The organism is Methylovulum psychrotolerans (assembly GCF_002923755.1).
GTDB classification, from domain to species: domain Bacteria; phylum Pseudomonadota; class Gammaproteobacteria; order Methylococcales; family Methylomonadaceae; genus Methylovulum; species Methylovulum psychrotolerans.
The window spans coordinates 395,344-414,606 of the sequence record NZ_PGFZ01000002.1 but is presented as its reverse complement, the minus strand read 5'-3'; the positions used below and the strand labels follow the sequence as shown (position 1 = coordinate 414,606).

At 51.0% G+C, this 19,263-nt stretch carries 21 protein-coding genes; 16 read left to right on the top strand and 5 right to left on the bottom strand.

Annotated features, from left to right (window positions below):
- Nucleotides 1-23: 23 nt before the first annotated feature.
- The 6 genes from pilB to yacG are packed head-to-tail and all read left to right on the top strand — an operon-like array spanning nucleotide 24 to nucleotide 5,445.
- Nucleotides 24-1,733, top strand: a complete 1,710-nt coding sequence (gene pilB, locus AADEFJLK_RS07635; protein ID WP_103973850.1) for a type IV-A pilus assembly ATPase PilB — start codon at nucleotides 24-26, stop codon at nucleotides 1,731-1,733.
- A gap of 2 nt (nucleotides 1,734-1,735) precedes the next feature.
- Nucleotides 1,736-2,956, top strand: coding sequence for a type II secretion system F family protein (locus AADEFJLK_RS07630; RefSeq protein ID WP_088618415.1), 1,221 nt, complete (start codon nucleotides 1,736-1,738; stop codon nucleotides 2,954-2,956).
- Between the two features lie 19 nt (nucleotides 2,957-2,975).
- On the top strand, nucleotides 2,976-3,848 hold the full coding sequence (locus tag AADEFJLK_RS07625) for a prepilin peptidase (RefSeq protein WP_103973849.1): 873 nt from the start codon (nucleotides 2,976-2,978) through the stop codon (nucleotides 3,846-3,848).
- 4 nt (nucleotides 3,849-3,852) lie between these two features.
- A complete protein-coding gene (coaE, locus tag AADEFJLK_RS07620; RefSeq protein WP_103973848.1) occupies nucleotides 3,853-4,455 on the top strand; it encodes a dephospho-CoA kinase in 603 nt (200 codons plus the stop codon).
- Between the two features lie 7 nt (nucleotides 4,456-4,462).
- Nucleotides 4,463-5,233, top strand: a complete 771-nt coding sequence (gene zapD, locus AADEFJLK_RS07615) for a cell division protein ZapD (RefSeq protein ID WP_103973894.1) — start codon at nucleotides 4,463-4,465, stop codon at nucleotides 5,231-5,233.
- A complete protein-coding gene (gene yacG, locus AADEFJLK_RS07610; RefSeq protein WP_088618419.1) occupies nucleotides 5,233-5,445 on the top strand; it encodes a DNA gyrase inhibitor YacG in 213 nt (70 codons plus the stop codon). Before zapD ends, yacG begins: the two co-directional genes overlap by 1 nt.
- Before the next feature lie 178 nt (nucleotides 5,446-5,623).
- Here the strand turns inward: yacG and AADEFJLK_RS07605 are convergent, their stop codons facing one another.
- From AADEFJLK_RS07605 to rpsT, 5 genes are all read right to left on the bottom strand, one after another.
- Nucleotides 5,624-6,559, bottom strand: coding sequence for a Nudix family hydrolase (locus AADEFJLK_RS07605; RefSeq protein WP_103973847.1), 936 nt, complete (start codon nucleotides 6,557-6,559; stop codon nucleotides 5,624-5,626).
- Between the two features lie 18 nt (nucleotides 6,560-6,577).
- Entirely contained in the window at nucleotides 6,578-7,801 is a 1,224-nt protein-coding gene (argJ, locus tag AADEFJLK_RS07600) for a bifunctional glutamate N-acetyltransferase/amino-acid acetyltransferase ArgJ (RefSeq protein ID WP_088618421.1), read from the bottom strand.
- 48 nt (nucleotides 7,802-7,849) lie between these two features.
- Nucleotides 7,850-8,992, bottom strand: coding sequence for a cation diffusion facilitator family transporter (locus tag AADEFJLK_RS07595; RefSeq protein ID WP_103973846.1), 1,143 nt, complete (start codon nucleotides 8,990-8,992; stop codon nucleotides 7,850-7,852).
- A complete protein-coding gene (locus AADEFJLK_RS07590) occupies nucleotides 8,992-9,219 on the bottom strand; it encodes a sulfurtransferase TusA family protein (RefSeq protein WP_088618423.1) in 228 nt (75 codons plus the stop codon). Before AADEFJLK_RS07590 ends, AADEFJLK_RS07595 begins: the two co-directional genes overlap by 1 nt.
- Nucleotides 9,220-9,490: 271 nt before the next feature.
- Nucleotides 9,491-9,763 carry a 30S ribosomal protein S20 gene (gene rpsT / locus AADEFJLK_RS07585; protein WP_088618424.1) on the bottom strand — a complete coding sequence of 91 codons (273 nt, stop codon included), beginning with the start codon at nucleotides 9,761-9,763 and terminating at the stop codon, nucleotides 9,491-9,493.
- Nucleotides 9,764-9,859: 96 nt separating this feature from the next.
- On the opposite strand from rpsT, the gene murJ reads away from it, so the two are divergent.
- The 10 genes from murJ to AADEFJLK_RS07535 all read left to right on the top strand — a co-directional run.
- Nucleotides 9,860-11,419 (top strand): murein biosynthesis integral membrane protein MurJ, encoded by a 1,560-nt coding sequence (gene murJ, locus AADEFJLK_RS07580; protein ID WP_103973845.1) that lies wholly within the window; start codon nucleotides 9,860-9,862, stop codon nucleotides 11,417-11,419.
- A 105-nt stretch (nucleotides 11,420-11,524) separates the two neighbouring features.
- Nucleotides 11,525-12,481 carry a bifunctional riboflavin kinase/FAD synthetase gene (gene ribF, locus AADEFJLK_RS07575; protein ID WP_103973844.1) on the top strand — a complete coding sequence of 319 codons (957 nt, stop codon included), beginning with the start codon at nucleotides 11,525-11,527 and terminating at the stop codon, nucleotides 12,479-12,481.
- Between the two features lie 23 nt (nucleotides 12,482-12,504).
- Nucleotides 12,505-12,915 (top strand): PIN domain-containing protein, encoded by a 411-nt coding sequence (locus AADEFJLK_RS07570; RefSeq protein ID WP_170065055.1) that lies wholly within the window; start codon nucleotides 12,505-12,507, stop codon nucleotides 12,913-12,915.
- The gene (locus tag AADEFJLK_RS07565) at nucleotides 12,912-13,121 is read left to right on the top strand and encodes a hypothetical protein (protein ID WP_088618428.1); all 210 of its coding nucleotides are present in this window, start codon (nucleotides 12,912-12,914) and stop codon (nucleotides 13,119-13,121) included. Before AADEFJLK_RS07570 ends, AADEFJLK_RS07565 begins: the two co-directional genes overlap by 4 nt.
- Before the next feature lie 57 nt (nucleotides 13,122-13,178).
- On the top strand, nucleotides 13,179-13,349 hold the full coding sequence (locus AADEFJLK_RS24415; RefSeq protein WP_157679010.1) for a hypothetical protein: 171 nt from the start codon (nucleotides 13,179-13,181) through the stop codon (nucleotides 13,347-13,349).
- Nucleotides 13,350-13,404: 55 nt separating this feature from the next.
- A complete protein-coding gene (gene ileS / locus AADEFJLK_RS07555; protein ID WP_103973842.1) occupies nucleotides 13,405-16,236 on the top strand; it encodes an isoleucine--tRNA ligase in 2,832 nt (943 codons plus the stop codon).
- Complete coding sequence (lspA, locus tag AADEFJLK_RS07550; RefSeq protein ID WP_103973841.1) at nucleotides 16,229-16,711, top strand: signal peptidase II; 483 nt, start codon at nucleotides 16,229-16,231, stop codon at nucleotides 16,709-16,711. Before ileS ends, lspA begins: the two co-directional genes overlap by 8 nt.
- A 101-nt stretch (nucleotides 16,712-16,812) precedes the next feature.
- Nucleotides 16,813-17,277: a copper resistance protein NlpE gene (locus tag AADEFJLK_RS07545; protein WP_088618431.1), complete on the top strand. Its 465-nt coding sequence runs from the start codon at nucleotides 16,813-16,815 to the stop codon at nucleotides 17,275-17,277.
- Nucleotides 17,278-17,380: 103 nt separating this feature from the next.
- Nucleotides 17,381-18,289, top strand: a complete 909-nt coding sequence (glyQ, locus tag AADEFJLK_RS07540; protein ID WP_103973840.1) for a glycine--tRNA ligase subunit alpha — start codon at nucleotides 17,381-17,383, stop codon at nucleotides 18,287-18,289.
- Nucleotides 18,290-18,301: 12 nt separating this feature from the next.
- The coding region (locus AADEFJLK_RS07535; protein WP_211299173.1) for an AAA family ATPase at nucleotides 18,302-19,263 on the top strand (962 nt) is incomplete at its 3' end.

The following is a 19,263-nucleotide window of genomic DNA, read 5'->3' as shown; positions in this document are numbered from 1 at the left end:
GATGATAAAAACTGACCTAACGCATGGCTACTGAACCGACTGACATTCAACTAAGAGGGCTTGCCAAATTATTGGTCCAAGAAGGGCTGCTCACGGAAAGCCAAGCCAGAAACAACATTAAAGAAGCCAAAGAAAATAAAGTCCAACTGATTAGTCACTTAGTCGCCAATAAGGTTGTTGACAGCAACACCATCGCCCAAAAAGCGTCTGTTGAATTTGGCCTGCCGTTTTTGGATTTGGATGCGGTTGACTGCCATAGTTTACCCATTGCCTTAATTAACGAAAAACTCATCCGCAAACACCATGTCTTACCGCTATTGCAACGTGGCAAGACTTTATTTATTGCGGTATCCGACCCGACCAACCATTTGGGTGTGGAAGATATCAAGTTTCAGACGTTGATGCGTCCGGAACTGATTCTGGTTGAAGAAAGTAAACTCAGCCGCGCCATTGAAATTGCTTTGGAAGTCCCCGAAACCACGATGATGGATTTGCTGGACTCGGACTTGGACAATGTTAACTTAGGGGCCGACGATGGGGCGGTAGTGGTTGACGGCAATTCGGATTCCGACGAGGCACCTATCGTCCGGTTCGTCAATAAAGTGCTGTTGGACGCCATCAAAAAAGGCGCGTCCGACATCCACATGGAACCCTATGAGAAAAACTTCCGGATCCGCTTCCGGCAAGACGGCATGCTCTACGCTATTGCCAGCCCGCCCGTTAACATCGCCACGCGCATCATTTCGCGGGTTAAGGTCATGTCACGCATGGACATTGCCGAACGCCGCGTACCCCAAGACGGACGTATCAAACTGTTATTGTCAAAAACCAGGGCCATTGATTTTCGGGTCAATACCTGCCCGACTTTGTTTGGCGAAAAAGTGGTATTGCGTATCCTCGACCCCACCGCCGCGCAACTGGGCATTGAAAAACTGGGGTTTGAACCCGAACAGCAACAACTGTTCCTCAAAGCCATCCATAAACCTTATGGCTTGGTTCTGGTAACCGGCCCTACGGGTAGCGGCAAAACGGTATCCTTATACACGGGGCTGAATATCCTCAACAGCATCGACCGTAACATTTCTACCGCCGAAGACCCGGTGGAAATTACCGTCGAAGGCATTAACCAGGTCAACGTCAACAACAAGGCCGGGCTGACTTTTGCCGCCGCGCTGAAAGCCTTTTTACGGCAAGACCCTGATGTTATTATGGTCGGTGATATCCGCGATTTGGAAACCGCCGATATTGCCGTCAAAGCCGCCCAAACCGGCCATTTGGTATTGTCCACCCTACATACCAACGACGCGCCGCAAACGCTCAACCGGCTAATGCAAATGGGGGTAGCCCCTTTTAACATCGTCTCGGCGGTCAACCTGATCATGGCGCAACGGCTGGCCCGCCGCCTCTGCGAACGTTGTAAAGCCCCTATTAAATTTCCCGACAAACTGTTATTGGAGGCGGGTTTTACCGAAGAGGAACTGCCTGACTTGCAACTGTTCGCCCCAGTCGGTTGTGATAACTGCACTAATGGCTATAAAGGCCGGGTGGGCATTTATCAGGTCATGACCTTAAGCGAAAAAATGTGCGAATTGATTTTGGAAGGCGGCAACTCCTTACAACTGACCCAACTGGCGAAAGCCGAGGGCATTAACGACTTGCGTGCTTCTGGACTGAATAAAGTCCGTATGGGCGTGACCAGCCTACAAGAAATTGACCGAGTAACCAAGGAGTAGACATGGCAGAGAAAACCGACCAAATTGATTTTGTCTGGCAAGGTCTGGACAAGGTAAAAAATAAAACCAAAGGCGAAATTTCCGCCATCAGCGAAGTGGTCGCCAAAGCCGAATTACGGCGGCAGGGCTTTCGCGTCACCAGCATCAAGAAAAAAGCCAAACCGCTGTTCGGCGCCCGGCCAAAACCCATCACGCCCGGCGACATCGCCATTTTTGCCCGCCAATTGGCGACCATGATGGGGGCAGGTTTACCCTTAGTACAGGCGATTGACATCGTCGGGCGCGGCCACGAAAACCCCAGTATGCAAGCCATGCTGATGAAGATAAAAGGCGATATTGAGGCGGGCGATACCTTAGCAGAGGCCTTGCAACGGCATCCTATCCAGTTTGACGAACTGTTTTGCAACTTGGTGCGGGCAGGTGAACAAGCCGGTGTATTGGAATCCTTACTCGATAAGGTCGCCACTTATAAAGAAAAATCCGAGTCCATGAAAAAGAAAATCAAAAAGGCCCTCACCTACCCTATCGCCGTATTGGTGGTGGCGTTTTTGGTGACGGCTATTTTGCTGTTGTTTGTGGTGCCGGTGTTCGAAGACTTGTTCAAAAGCTTTGGTGCAGACTTACCGGCCTTTACCCGTATGGTCATCGACATGTCGGCATGGTTGCAAGCGTGGTGGTATGTGGTACTGGGGATTTTGCTCGGCGCTTATTACACCTTTGATTTTTTCAAAAAACGCTCCAAGGCCTTCAACCATTTTCTTGACCGGATGCTCTTGCAAGTTCCCGTCGTCGGATTGATTATCAACAAATCCGCGATCGCCCGCTTTGCGCGTACCTTATCCACCATGTCCGCCGCCGGTTTACCGCTGGTTGAGGCATTAGTCTCCGTAGCAGGGTCTTGCGGTAACATTATTTATGCCGAAGCCGTTATGAAAATGCGTGAAGATGTCGCCAACGGCCAGCGCTTACAGTTTGCCATGCAGCAGACCGGAATATGGCCGCACATGGTGCAACAAATGGTCGCCATTGGTGAAGAGGCCGGCTCTATGGATGCCATGCTATCGAAAGTAGCCGACTTTTACGAAGAAGAAGTGGATAACTTGGTAGACAATTTAAGTAGCCTGATGGAACCCATTATCATGGTCATCTTGGGTATTCTGGTCGGCGGCCTGATTGTCGCCATGTATCTGCCGATCTTCAAGCTCGGCGCTGTCGTCAGCTAAGCCTTTCACATAACAGCATATGATAGAGCTCCTAGACATATTATTCCGCTCGCCCTTGCTCTGTACGGCATTGGCAGGCGTGGTCGGCTTGCTGGTAGGCAGCTTCCTGAACGTCGTCATCTACCGCCTGCCGGTCATGATGCAGCGCAGTTGGCGCAAGGAATGCCTGGAATATCTGGAATTGCCGCCTGAACCTGAGGCGGCACCATTCAACTTGGCCTTGCCGCCCTCACGCTGCCCGGCTTGCGATGCCCCAATAAAAGCCTACCAAAACATTCCGGTAGTCAGTTATCTCGTCTTACAAGGTAAATGCGCCCACTGCCGCAACCCCATTGCCTTGCGTTACCCGCTCTTAGAAGCCTTCACCGCCCTACTGTCAATCGCTGTCGCTTGGCATTTCGGCTATAGCCTTCAAACCGTGTTTGCACTGTTACTGACTTGGGCCTTAGTCGCCTTGAGCTTTATTGATATCGACCACCAACTGCTGCCCGACTCGATTACCCTGCCCATGCTATGGCTAGGCCTGCTGCTGAACGTTTTTGGCGTGTTTACCGATAGCCATGCCAGCATTATCGGGGCGGCGGCGGGTTATTTGGCGTTGTGGTCGGTCTTCCAACTGTTTAAACTGCTGACGGGCAAAGAAGGTATGGGTTATGGCGACTTTAAGCTGCTGGCCTTATTCGGTGCTTGGCTGGGCTGGCAAGTATTGCCGTTAATCATCCTCTTATCGTCGCTGGTCGGTACTGTCGTCAGCATTGCCGTGCTGCTCATCGCCAAACGCGACCACCGCATCCCCATACCCTTCGGGCCTTATTTGGCATTGGCGGGCTGGATTGCCTTATTATGGGGCGCGGACATCAATAAGCTGTATTTGGCCGTATCCGGCTTATGATCCCATGTTAAAAGTCGGCCTCACCGGCGGCATAGGTTGCGGAAAAACCACCGTCTCAGAATTATTCGCCGAATTGGGCGTAGCCGTTATTGATGCCGACCTCATCGCCCGCTGCCTAGTCCAGCCCGGCCAACCGGCCTTAAGGCAAATTGTGGCGATGTGGGGAAAAGACATGCTGGAGAGTGACGGTTCGCTCAACCGCAGTCGGTTACGCGAGCGGGTATTTAGCCAACCAGAAACCAAACAAGCTCTGGAAGCCCTATTGCATCCCTTAATTTTTCAAGCCATGCGCACGGAAATGGCAGTGCTTAACAACCCTTATTGCCTACTCGCCATACCCTTATTGTTCGAAACCCAAATGACGGCTCTAGTCGACCGGATATTGGTGATCGATTGCCCGACCCAGTTGCAAATTGAGCGCGTACGCCGCCGCGACCAATTATCTACCGGGCAAATTGAGGCGATTATTGCCAGCCAAGTTTCCCGTGAATACCGCCTTGCCCATGCTGACGACCTGATAGAAAACACGGCCAGCAACGACAAACTTGCAGAAGATGTCAAAAAACTGCACAATTTATACCTTTCATTCAGCAATTGCCAGGATTAACTTGTCTGTGAACAACACCATTACCTATGAATTCCCGCTCAATGAACGTATCCGCGTATTCATCAGGTTAGAACAACTCTTTCAACAATTCGGCCACTTTTCAGCAGGTGCGACTGTGGCCGACAAACGTGCCGCCATCAGCGCCCTGCTCGACATCATGTCCATTTTTAGACGCAATGACCTAAAATCAGAAGTATTAAAAGAACTTGACCGCAACACTAAAGTGCTGGGAAAAATGGCCCACAATGAGGGCATTGATGCCGATAAACTGGAAAACATCCTTGCCGAAGCTGCGTTTATCAGCAAAAACCTCTATGCTGTGACCGGAAAAATCGGTATGAACGTCATGGAAAGCGACCTGTTCCAAAGCATCACCCAACGCAGTTCCATTCCGGGCGGCACCTGCTCGTTTGATTTGCCCGAATACCACCATTGGCTAGAGCAAGATGCCGCCTATTGCCGAAAGGATTTGGAGTTGTGGAGCAACCCTTTTAATGACATCCGCACCGCCATCGCACTGGTATTGAACTTGATCCGCCATAGTAACTCCCCCACTGAAGAAGTGGCGGCGGCAGGCTTTTTCCAATTCACCCCTGACCGTAACCAAACTTTCCAACTCCTGAAAGTTAGCCTGGATAAATCCCTGCCCTGCTTTGCCGAAATCAGCGGCGGCAAGCACCGTTGCACCATCCGCTTTATGGTGCCGCCGGAAGATGACAAACGTCCGACCCAAAGCCCTGATGACATTCCTTTCCAACTGACTTGTTGCCTATTCTGATGTCTGCCTCCAGCAAACCCCTCACCGTTGCTTGCCCTACTTGCAAAACCCCTGTTGCGTGGTTGCCTGAGCAAGTGTTCCGGCCATTTTGTTCGCAGCGCTGCAAATTGATCGACTTAGGCGAATGGGCAATGGAAGAAAAACGCATTCCGGGCGAGCCTCTCCTTGACGGTGACGAAGAAGACGGCGACCATCCTATTTGGCAATCCTAAGTTTACCGAGCCACCACCCACTTGAAATTTTAGGCGCTGACCGTTTACGGACGGGAAGCCCGAAATTGCCAAACACAGCGACAGCAAAAAAGCCTTGTCCTTAAATCAAGGCTTTTTAAAAGCTGCCGTTATAGCAAAGTCCCCGTTATCCTGTCTTTAACGGGCAGACAACCAGACTTTAAACCAAAAATGCCCGGATCGAAGCGATGCCTTGCGCCCCGGCTTGCCGCGCCATAGTCAGTGACGTTAAGGCCATGCCGCCTAAAGCATACACCGGTAAATTAACCCCCGCCACCCACTCAGAAAAAGCCCCCCACCCTAAAGCATCAGCATCCGGATGGGTCAGGGTCGGCAAAACGGGCGCCAACACGGCAAAATCCGCCCCTATAGCTTGGGCGTACCGCAATTCATCAGCATTATGGCAAGAAGCCGCCAACCAACGGACATTTTTAGGACGCTGTTTCAATGCCCGCAAATCTTGGCTGGTCAAATGGATGCCCTGCACCAACGGATGCTCCGCCAGACCCAATGACGAGTTAACCAGCACGGTTATGCCCCGCCCTTGACCACTGACATTAAGTTCATCCAAAAACGCCGCCACAACCGCCCTAGGCAACCCCTTAGCGCGAATCTGCACCAATGTTGCGCCACTGGCGATAATTTTCTGCCAATGCACCCGCAACCCCGCTCCGTTCTCCGCTTCCAAAATGGCGTAATAAGGCGGCAATTGCACGGCGGCGATAATGGGCCGGTTCGCAGCCGGAAACGTATAAGCCGCCAAATCTTCCGGCTCCACCCAACGTACCGGTTGGCCTTCGTTACCACGCGCCAGCCCCGAAAACCCGCTGACTTCAAATACCAGCAACTGCACTTCGCGTTCGGGGTATTGGTGGCAGATACTGATTAACGGCGTTGCCGACTGCACCGTAATATCCAACTCCTCTTTCAACTCGCGCCGCAACGCTTGGTCGGCGGTTTCACCCACCTCCAGCTTGCCGCCGGGAAATTCCCATAAACCGCCTTGATGTAGGGTGGGGGCGCGTAAAGCGATCAATATTTGTCCGGCGGCGTTACGCACCACACCAACGGCCACCTGCATACGTTGTTTGCGCATTATCGCCCCTATCTGCCATCATGTCCGATATTCGGCATTGATCTTGACATAATCGTAAGAAAAATCACAAGTCAACACTTCTTGACTGACCCCGCCACGCCCTAAACTCACCGTAACCGTAATCTCTTCCTTATCCATTACCGCTTGCCCCGCCTCTTCGGTATAATCCGCCGCTCGGCCACCCCGTCTGACGATACACACATCGCCCAGATAAATCTGCACCGCCTCCAGCACTAAATCGCTAACGCCGGCCCGTCCGACTGCCGCCAAAATCCGCCCCCAATTGGCATCACTGGCAAAAAAGGCGGTTTTTACCAAAGGCGAATGGGCAATGGTCTTAGCCACTTGCACCGCTTCATCAACGGTCGCCGCCTCCGTCACCACAATCCGCATCAGCTTGGTCGCCCCTTCGCCATCACGGACAATCAACTCCGCCAATTGCTTAGCCACCTCCATAACGGCGGCGGCGAACAGCCGATAATGTTCAGAATCTGCGTGTAGCTCCGGCACTGCCGAATAACCGCTGGCCATCAGCACACAGGCATCATTGGTGGAAGTATCGCCATCGACTGTAATCCGGTTAAAAGACTGTCCGACTGCCTCTGTCAGACACTGCTGCAATAACTTTTGGCTGATTTTCGCATCCGTTGCCATAAAGCCCAACAAGGTCGCCATATTGGGATGGATCATCCCCGCCCCTTTGGCAATACCGTTAATGGTAATGGTCTGGCCGTCCAATTCCAGTACCCGGCTCACACCTTTAGGAAAAGTATCGGTAGTCATAATCGCCCGCGCCGCCTGTAGCCAGTGATCTTCCGCCGTATCTAACATCGCCAGCGGTAACACGACCATCATTTTATCTATCGGCAAAGGTTGGCCAATGACCCCTGTGGAAAACGGCAATACTTGCTTAGTATCACACCCCACCAATTCGGCTAAGCTGGCACAAACCATTAAGGCATCCTGTATCCCCTGCTCACCTGTACCCGCATTGGCATTGCCTGAGTTAACCATCAGCCAACGGGGCTGTTGCGACAAATGTGCTTTAGCAATCTGCACTGGGGCGGCACAAAAGGCATTTTGGGTAAACACAGCCGCACAACTTGCCTGCTCCGGCAGGGCTATCAATAACAAATCATCTTTTAGGGTGTTTTTGATGCCGGCACAAGCCGTACCTAAAGTGATGCCCGCCACGGGCGGCATTGCTGGAAAGTCACATTGACCTTGCTGTCCTACAGCCATAATAATCCTCGTTTTAATTGACCGGAATGCGCGGGCATCCCGAAAAGTTTATAGTTTAAAAAATACCACTAACTGATTCAGTTGCGGCACTTGCATCTGCAACAATTCGCATTGCGCCTTAACAAGCGCCAAGCTTTCCGCCTGCGCCGATAAGGCCAAAGGCAAAATCAATTCCACCTCAGTCTGTCTGTCCAAATAATGCAGCCGGAACTCAAGCCCCGCCGCCATATCGCCCAAATAAGCATCAAGCAAATCCTGTACCGCTGCCCTCGACAGAGCCGGTTCTTGATGGCTAAAGTTTTGGTCATCTTCAGGGTCGACATGCACCAGTACATCCAACACGTCGTCAAAACGGCTAATCAGCACATCCCTGACCGCGTCACCGATACAATGCCCCTCGGATACGGTAATGCGCGGATCAACGACAATATGGGCATCGATATAGGCATCTTCGCCCATACGGCGGGTACGCAACAGATGGATACCTTTCACCCCTTCGACGCTTAAGATCACCTGCCGGATCTGCGCCACCAACGACGGCGGTAACGAGGTGTCAACCAATTCCTTAATGCTGTCGAACACCAGATTAAGGCCGATTTTGGCGACCATCAGCGCCACCACCGCCGCCGCAACCGCATCGGCAAACGGATAGCCCTGCAAGACACCGACAATACCGCACAACACCACCAAGGAAGACAGCGCATCACTGCGTTGGTGCCAAGCGTTCGCCAACAATAATTTTGAACGGGTGGTTTTGGCTATGCGCTTCGTATAGTGATAAAGCCATTCATTGAGCAAAATAGATAAAGCGGCAATACCCAATGTCATCGGTTCGGGAGTCGGCAAATGCTCAGGATGGTGTACGCGCTCCAACACATGCCAAATAATCGCCGCGCCAATGGCGACCAAACTCAGCCCCAAAATGACCGTGGCGATAGTCTCAAAACGCCGATGCCCGTAGGGATGGTCCGGGTCGGCCGCACGGCTGCCGAACCTGACCGCGATAATCACCAGCAAATCACTGAGCAAATCCGATAAGGAATGGATGCCGTCAGCAACCAAAGCCGCCGATTGCCCCACAATACCGAACGTCAGTTTAATCGCCGTCTGCAAGATATTAACCAAAGCCCCGACCAGACTGGCGCGTCTTTTTAGGCGTTCAGCCATTACCGCACTGGACACCGCCGCCATTACGCACCCACCTCCAAAATAATAAAATACTCATGGTCGGCAGACCGTGTGGCCAGTACCTTATGGCCGTTAATCCGGCACCAGGCCGGAATATCTTGCATAATGCCGGGATCAGTACCTACCACCTCCAAAATGTCGCCGGGCGACAATTGCTTGACCTTATCTTGGGTGCGGATAACCGGTAAAGGGCAGAGTAAACGGCGGGTATTGAGGGTATGTGTCGTCATGGCGATAGTCACTGGGTTGGCAACCTAATTAAGCTGGAAAGAATAGTTTAATTATAACGCGGTATTGCCAAGCCTTAGCGGATTTGCGGCAACCGTCACGCGATAGCAGACAAGGGCTATAGGCCAGAGAGCAGATTTTTTGCCCATCGATGACGACAGGCACTGCCGAGACTAAAAGCTCAAATGACAGGTGAGAAGGGCAACCCCTAAATTTTTGGCAACAAAAAAGGCCGGATTTTTGACAAATCCGGCCTTTTTTATCAGTAACTTGTTACTCAGCAAGAACCAGTGCTTTTACTTTTGAATTCAGTCTGCTTTTGCTGCGTGCGGCCTTATTTTTGTGGATAATGCCTTTGTTAACTGCGGAATCGATAATGGGCACAGCCGTTTTATACGCTGCTTGCGCCAATTCCTTGTCGCCCGCCCGTACTGCGGCAATGACCTTTTTAATGAAGGTGCGTAAGTTGCTGCGTTGTCCTGCGTTGCGAATACGGCTTTTTTCCGCTTGTTTCGCGCGCTTTTTAGCTTGTGCTGTATTAGCCATGGTGTCTCGGTTTTTTCAAGTTAAGTAAAATAGCCGTGTATTATCTTTTTAAATGTTATTATTGTCAAACTTTTTAGCGAGTTACGGAGCCGAAGATTGAGCAGGCAACTTTTTAAAGCCACCGCCGCCGTTAGCGGCCTGACACTGCTGTCCCGATTGCTGGGATTTGTCCGCGATATGCTGATTGCGCGGCTGTTTGGTGTGGACGTGGCGACCGATGCGTTCTTTGTCGCGTTTAAGCTTCCTAACTTTCTGCGCCGGTTATTTACCGAAGGCGCGTTCGCCCATGCCTTTATCCCGGTTTTGGCAGAGTATCAGGCACAAAATGACCCGGCTGCGGTGCGTCAGTTTATCAGCAAATCCGCCAGTATGTGGGCTTTTATGTTGTTAGTGCTGACCCTCATCGGTGTGCTGGCTGCGCCCTTGCTGATTTTATTGCTGGCTCCAGGCTTTAATTGGCAAGGCCCGCAACATGATTTGGCGGTACTGATGTTGCAGATCACCTTCCCTTACCTGCTGTTTATCGCCTTAGTCGCCTTTGCCGGAGGGATTTTAAACGCCCACCATCAGTTTATTGTCCCGGCCTTCACCCCTGCCCTGCTCAATATCAGCATGATTGCCGCCGCCATTTGGCTAGCCCCTCTACTGGCCGAACCCGTCACCGCGCTGGCATGGGGCGTACTGATTGCCGGCCTCGCCCAGCTGACACTGCAAATCCCGCCGCTCATGCGCTTAGGCCTGTTGCCACGCTGGCAACTGGATTTTCGGGATGAAGGGGTCAAGCGCCTGTTTAAGCGTGTTGTCCCGGCCATTTTTAGCGTCTCGGTGACACAAATCAATTTACTGCTGGATACCTTAATCGCCTCCTTCCTAACCGTCGGCAGCGTTTCTTGGCTGTATTATTCCGACCGTTTGGTGGAATTTCCGCAAGGCCTATTAGGTTTGGCCTTAGGTACGGTCATCTTGCCGCAATTGGCTAAACACCACGCCCAAGCCGACCCCAAGGCTTTTTCCAACGCCTTAGATTGGGGCTTGCGGCTGGTGTTACTGACAGGCATTCCGGCCACTCTCGGCCTGATCCTGCTAGCCGAACCCATGTTGGCGACGCTGTTCCAATATGATGAATTTACCCATACCGATGTGCAACTGGCCGGACAAAGCCTGCAAGCTTACGCTCTAGGCCTACTGGGCTTTTTAATGATCAAAGTGCTGGTGCCGGGCTTTACCGCCCGCCAAGACCTCACCACCCCTTTACGTTACGGCAGCTATGCGATGGTGATTAGTCTAGCAGGCAATGTCCTGGCGATACCGCTCGCCCATGCCGGACTGGCCTTAGCCACCTCCTTAGGGGCACTTATCAACGCCCTGCTCTTACTGAACAAATTACGCCAAGAGCGCGTCTATCAGGCCGCCCCCGGTTGGGTGCTGTTTTTGGTACGGGTACTGCTGGCCAGTACGGCAATGGCGGCCTATCTGCACTACGGCGTAACCATTGATGATTGGCAACACTGGCACACCACGGCGCGGATAGTGAATTTGCTGAAAGTCATCCTGCTCGGCGCAGGCGTTTATGGTGCCATTTTGCTAATAACAGGCTTAAGACTACGGCATTTAAGCGTAGCCCATGATAAGATAAATAATTTTTTATCATCGTAAGCTAAGCGCCCGCGCCGCCCGTAACCGACCGGGTACTGCAAACGCGGAAAATGCGCCCCACCCAGCGGCGGGGTACGGATTGAAAGGACTGAAGACCATTGAAACATGCACTTAATTAGAGGACTGGCACAATTAAAACCTTTCGTGGACGGCTGCGTACTGACGATAGGCAATTTTGACGGCTTACATCTAGGCCATAAGGCCGTGATCGAAAAACTGGTGGCGCGGGGCGAAGCCTTAGGCTTGCCTGTGGTCATTATGATTTTTGAGCCGCAACCGCTGGAATATTTCTTAAAGGATAACGAACCCTCACGCCTCAGCGCCTTGCGCGATAAAGTGATCCAATTCAGCGGCCTGCCCGTGGATTATTTGCTGATAGCGCGGTTTAACCGCCAATTTGCCGATGTCGATGCCGACCAGTTTATTGATGAGATTTTGCTGAAAAAACTCAATATCAAACATCTGGTAGTCGGCGACGACTTTCATTTTGGCAAGGCGCGGCGCGGCAATTTTGCGTTGCTGAAAGCCAAAGGCCACCGCCACGGCTTTAGCGTTGAAGATACCGGCTCTTATCTGGCCGAAGGTTGCCGCGTCAGCAGCACCTTGATCCGTGATGCCCTCGCGGCAGGCGATTTGATGCAGGCAGAGCGCTTGCTGGGACGTAGCTATTCGATTTGCGGACGGGTCGCCCACGGCGACAAACGCGGGCGGACATTAGGCTACCCGACTGCAAATATCCGGTTATTCCGTAAAAACACCCCCATAAATGGGGTGTTTGCCGTGACCATGACCGGCATAGATGGCCAAGAAGTCATGGGCATCGCCAATGTCGGCAGCCGCCCTACCGTAGACGGCAGCTCTAAAGTGATATTAGAAACGCATTTGTTTAACTTCAACCGTGAAATATACGGGCGTTATGTGGAGGTGCATTTTAAGCACAAAATCCGCGATGAGCTGCGTTTCGCTTCGGTGGAGCAGCTAAAAGCCCAGATTGTTTTGGATGTGGCGGTGGCTAAGGACTGGCTGTCACAAAACTACCATTTAGAGCAAAGCAAGTGGTGAAAATTTATATGGACAACTGCTGCTTGAACAGACCCTTTGATAACCAAGCTGATCTCAGGGTTCATCTGGAAGCGGAAGCAATAAAAACAATTATTACATTAGTTGAGCGGCAGATATGGCAATTAGTAAGTAGCCCTATTTTAAAATTTGAAATAGCAAAGTTAACCGATGAACCGCGAAAAATAGAACTAAGGCTAATGGAATCGCTGGCTAGCGAGGTGATTGAAATAAATTCCTCAATGATTAACAGAGCTAAACAATTTGAAAGTTTCGGCGTACAAGCGTTTGATGCCTTGCACTTGGCCTGTTCGGAAAATAATGCCGACATTTTCCTGACGGTCGATGATAAGTTTATAAAAAAGGCGCAAACTATTAATGGGCTAAAAATTACCGTCCGCAACCCCTTAGTCTGGCTTAATGAGGTTTTACCATGAGTGTAATTGACTATAAAACAGAACAAGAAATCTACAAAACTGGTATTGACATGCTCTACCAAGGTCTTGGTGCGAGCGGCTTTATACGATTCATACAACAGTTTAACCAAGGCCACGGTAACTATGCCGAAGATCGCCAACAATGGCAACAACCGTATTCGGTCGATGCAATCTTATTGGAAATGAAAAACGAAACCTTGCCGTAGCTTAAAATTGCCCAGTGATTTACAGTGAAACCTATATTTCTTCAATGGAGATTGCTTTTGGATAAATTGCGCGTTTATGTGCCAACCACCCCGGCCATTGAACAACAAAGGGACACGCTTCGTAACAGGGTTAAGGAGGCTGAATCGAATTACGCGACGGGACACGTGGCAACAGGCAATATTGCTGATTTGTTCAAGGCTTTAGACGATGAAAGTAGAGTTGATTGATATTGGCACTCATTGACGTGTATTAAAAAAATTTAAAAGATAAGAGCTTATAAAAATGGATTACAAAAAGACCCTAAACCTACCCAACACCGCATTTCCGATGAAAGGCAATCTGGCGCAACGTGAGCCGGAGCAGTTGAAAAAATGGCAACAATTGGAATTGTATAAAAAAATCCGTGCCAACCGTGCGGGTAAGCCGCTGTTTGTACTGCATGATGGCCCGCCTTATGCCAACGGTGAAATCCATATCGGCCATGCGGTCAATAAAGTATTAAAAGACATTATCATCAAAGCCAAAACCCTCAGCGGTTTTGACGCGCCTTATATTCCTGGCTGGGATTGCCACGGCTTGCCGATTGAATTGCAAGTGGAGAAAAAAGTCGGCAAGGCGGGAGTTAAAGTCTCCCCGGCCATTTTCCGCAAAGCCTGCCGCGAGTATGCGGGCAAACAAGTCAGCCTACAAAAGGAGGCGTTTGTGCGCTTAGGCATTTTCGGCGATTGGGAACAGCCGTATTTGACGATGGATTTTAAATTCGAGGCCGATATTGTCCGCTCCCTCGGCAGGATCAACGCTAAAGGCCACATCACCAAAGGTGCGAAGCCTGTACATTGGTGCACCGACTGTGGTTCGGCTTTGGCAGAAGCGGAAGTGGAGTATGAGGACAAACACTCCCCCGCCATTGACGTGCGTTTTCAGGCCGTTGATGAGGCCGGCTTTTTAGCTTGCTTCGAGCCGTTTTCACCTGACCATGACCCGCGCACCGAAGCAGGCACCGGCCCCATTTCCGTGGTGATTTGGACAACCACGCCGTGGACTTTGCCCGCCAACCAAGCGGTGGCGCTGAATGCCGAGCTGACTTATCTGTTGGTGCAATACGGCGATGAGCGTTTAGTTTTGGCGGAAGCCCTGTTAATCGCGGCGATGAAGCGTTATGACAATGACGGTCATATCATTCTGGCCAGCTGCACGGGCGCGGCCTTGGAACACCAACTCCTGCAACATCCGTTTTATGACCGCCAAGTGCCGGTTATCTTAGGCGACCACGTCACCACCGAAGCGGGTACAGGGGCGGTGCATACCGCGCCAGGGCATGGTCAGGACGACTATATTGTCGGACGTAAATACGGCTTGCCGATTGATAACCCTGTCGGTAACGATGGCGTGTTTTTGCCCAGCACCGAGTTGTTTGCGGGCAAGCATGTATTCACCGCCAATGCCGAAGTCATCGAACTGCTGCAAGAGCGCGGCAAGCTGTTGCATCACCACGCGCTGTTGCACAGCTACCCGCATTGCTGGCGGCACCACACCCCGATTATCTTCCGCGCCACCCCGCAATGGTTTATCTCTATGGACAAAAACCACCTGCGCGAGCTGGCCTTAAGCGCCGTCCAGCGCGTGGAATGGATTCCTGACTGGGGGCAAGCGCGTATCGAAAGCATGATGAATGGCCGCCCTGACTGGTGTATCTCGCGCCAGCGCACCTGGGGCGTGCCGATTACCTTTTTCGTCCATAAAGAAACTGGCGAGTTGCACCCGCGCACCGCCGAACTGGTCGAGCAAGTCGCACAACTGATCGAGCAACAAGGCATAGAAGCGTGGTTCGAGCTGGACGCGGCGCAATTGCTGGGCGCGGAAGCCGAATTTTACGACAAAATGACCGACACCTTAGATGTCTGGTTCGATTCGGGTGTCACCCATGCCGCCGTATTGGAGCGGCGCAAAGAACTGCATTTCCCTGCCGATTTGTATCTGGAAGGTTCCGACCAACATCGTGGCTGGTTCCAATCCTCGTTGCTGGCCTCGGTCGCCATGAACGATGTCGCCCCTTATAAGGCCGTGCTGACCCACGGCTTTACGGTCGATGCCAAAGGCGAAAAAATGTCCAAATCCAAGGGCAACGTCATCCCGCCGCAATCGGTGATGAAAAACCTCGGCGCGGATGTGCTGCGTTTATGGATAGCCTCCACCGATTATCGCGGCGAAATGCGCGTGTCCGATGAAATCCTGGAACGCACCTCCGATGGCTACCGCCGCTTGCGCAATACCGCACGGTTCCTCTTGTCGAATCTGGCTGATTTTGACCCCGCCCAGCATCAGGTCGCCACCGGCGACTTGCTGGCCTTAGACCGCTGGATTGTCGACCGCGCCTATCTGTTGCAAGAAGAGGTCAAAACCGCTTACGAAGCCTACCAGTTCCAGCACATCTTCCAAAAAGTGCATCATTTTTGCGTGATTGATTTGGGCGGCTTTTATCTGGACATCATCAAAGACCGCCAATACACCGCCAAAACCGATGGCCTTGCCCGCCGTTCGGCGCAAACCGCCATGTACCATGTGTTGGAAGCACTGACCCGCTGGCTGGCTCCTATCATCAGCTACACCGCCGAGGAAATCTGGCATTACCTGCCCGGACAACACAGCGAATCGGTGTTTTTGGAAACCTGGTATGAAGGCTTGACGACCCTGGATGAAACCTCACCGTTAAACCGTGACTTTTGGCAAAAAATTATGGCCATCCGCACCGAAGTCAGTAAAGAACTGGAAAAAAGCCGCGCCAGAGGCGAAATCGGTGCCTCCTTAAATGCGGAGCTGCACCTGTATGGCAATGCCGCCCAGCAAGCCGATTTAGGGCAACTGGCCGATGAACTGCATTTTATCTTCATCACCTCCAAAGCCACCGTACTGCCCGAACAAGCCGCGCCGGAAGATGCAGTCGCCAGCGAAATCGACGGCCTAAAAATCAAAGTCGTGGCCTCGACCGAGCAAAAATGTGTGCGCTGTTGGCATCAACGCGCCGATATTGGCGTAAACCCTGAGCATCCCGAACTGTGTGGCCGTTGCGCTGATAACGTCGCAGGCGCGGGGGAAGTGAGACATTATGCTTAAATGGTTATGGTTGTCAGCTTTGGCCTTAGTCTTAGACCAAGCCAGTAAAATCGGTATCTCCAGCACCATGCAGCTGTATGAGTCGATTGCCCTGATACCTTCGCTAAGCTTGACCTATGTGCATAATAAGGGCGCATCGTTCAGTTTCTTAAGCGAAGCGGGCGGCTGGCAACGCTGGCTATTTGCCGCCCTAGCCGCCATCGTCAGCACCACCTTAAGCATCTGGCTGGCACGGCTGCAAAAGCATGAAACCCTGCTGGCCGTGGCTATCGCCCTGATTTTAGGCGGTGCGGTCGGCAACCTGATCGACCGCTTGATTTATGGCTACGTCATCGACTTTGTTGATTTTTATGTCGGCACTTGGCATTTCGCTATTTTCAATATCGCCGATGCCGCAATTAGCGTCGGCGTGGGGCTGATGCTGCTGGAGTCTCTGGGCGTGGGCAAACCCAAAGAAAGCGGCGTAACGCAGTAAATATCCCCATTATGCCCCTTCATGGGGCATAACAGCACTAGCGACCAGACCCACACAAGCAGCATCCACCTCTACATCGTCATTTTGCCAGGAGTTACACCATGCGGATATTAACCCCACCTTTTGCTTTGCTCGCCCTCATCACCCTGTGTTTGGGCAATGCCCCTGTGTTTGCCGAAAACCCAGACCCCCACGCCGCGCATCACGCACAAACCAGCATCGACTGGCCCGGCGTTTATTACGGCTTTACGCCATGCGCAGATTGCAAAGGGGTTAAAACCTCACTGGCCTTAAACAGTAACGGCAGCTACATCCTGATGACCCAAAATGTCGGCAAATCCGACCGGGAATTTGTCGAAAAGGGCAAATTTACTTGGCATGAGGACACCAAAACTATTATTCTGACCCCACGCAATAGCCCAAACTCACGCCACTATTTGGTCGGCGAAGATACCCTAACCCAGCTCGACAGCAACGGCAGCGTCATCACCGGAAAAAATGCCGACGGCTATATTTTGCGCCGGAATGCGCTGAGCCAACCACAAGCGGCGCATCCGAGCCATTAACCTTGCTAAGCGGATGTGCGGGAAAAATCCCCATCCCATCCGCGCCCATCCCCGCGTTTTACGCTATAATTAGCCCTTTTAACTCAACCCAACAAAGCCAGCCGTGTCGAGTCTAAACAACGATTTATCTACCTTTCAAGGCCTTATCCTTGCGTTACAAACTTATTGGTCAGAGCAAGGCTGCATTTTATTACAGCCTTTAGACCAAGAAGTCGGTGCAGGCACCTTCCACCCCGCCACTTTTTTACGCGCTATCGGCCCTGAGCCGTGGAACGCCGCCTATGTACAGCCGTCGCGCCGCCCGACTGACGGACGTTTTGGCGAAAACCCCAACCGCTTGCAGCATTACTACCAATACCAAGTCATGCTCAAACCCTCGCCGGACAATATCCAAGAGCTGTATCTGGGGTCATTGCGGCATTTAGGTTTTGATCTGCTCGAACATGACATCCGTTTTGTCGAAGACAACTGGGAATCCCCCACCCTAGGTGCATGGGGCTTAGGCTGGGAAGTCTGGCTGAACGGTATGGAAGTCACCCAGTTCACTTACTTCCAACAAGTCGGCGGTTTGGAATGCCGTCCAGTCACGGGCGAAATCACCTACGGCCTGGAGCGGTTGGCGATGTATTTGCAGGGCGTAAAAAGCGTTTATGATCTGGTCTGGACGAAAACCCCGCACGGTATCGTCACTTATGGCGACGTGTTCCACCAAAACGAAGTGGAAATGTCGGCGTTTAACTTCGACCACGCCAACGTGCCGTTCCTGTTCACCTGTTTCGACACTTACGAACAAGAATGCCAAAAGCTGATCGAGCTGAACTTACCGCTGCCTGCGTATGAAATGGTCTTAAAAGCCTCACACACCTTCAACCTGCTCGATGCCCGCCACGCCATCTCCGTCACCGAACGGCAACGCTATATCCTGCGCGTGAGGACCTTATCGCGTGCCGTGGCCGAAGCTTATTATGCACGGCGCGAATCGTTGGGGTTCCCGATGTGCCAAACCAGCTAAAGGTTATCCGCCATGTTAAAAAGACTATATATCCATAATTACAAATGCTTAGTTAATTTTGAGATTAACTTTGATAAGGATATTAGTCTTTTTTTGGGGGCGAACGGGTCGGGGAAGTCTACGGTTTTTGAGGTTTTGGATAAGTTACGCAGGGTAATTTTTTATCAAAAAATATATGACAAAAACCTTCATGCTGAGGTAAATAAGGATGGAGTTGAAAACATCTTCAACCATACGGATCAGCCTCGTTGGTTACGCAACGAGAAAATTGATACGCACTTTCAATTAGATATTAAAATTCAAGAATCAGTTTATAGGTATTCATTAATTATTAGCTTGGGTCATATAATAGACCACGACGAAGAAATACCTTCTGTCATTAAAGAAGAGAGCCTGTATTGCAATGATGAAGTTCTCGTGCAATCAAACGCTGAAAAAACGCTCTATTTTAGTAACCTTTGGGGTGAAACAGAATACTCACTTGATAAATCGACATCAAGTATACAAAAATATTGTTCCTTTTACTCCAAAGAATTTGGGCAATATTCCCGTAACTTATTTTTTGTCCGCATTAATCCGTATTTAATGTCCTCATGGGTTATGAACCAAGATATTGAACTTGAGAGGGATTCATCAAATTTTGCTGAGTGGCTTGCTCATCTTAATGAAGCAAATAGAAAAGGTATTGCTGCATTTGAAAATGCAATGAAACAGATCATTCCAGAATACGATCATTTTGGAATAGCTCCACTAAGTGGTGTCCGTAAAATATTAAGGATAGAGTTTAAGAATTTAATCAATAAAAATACTATTCGCTATGATTTTGATGAATTATCGGAAGGGCAGAAAGCATTGTTTGCACTTTATGCCCTGATTTATTGCACTCCCGAAAATTCACTTATTTGCATTGACGAACCAGAAAACTTTTTAGCTTTACCAGAAATCCAACCGTGGTTTGATACGCTTTACGATCA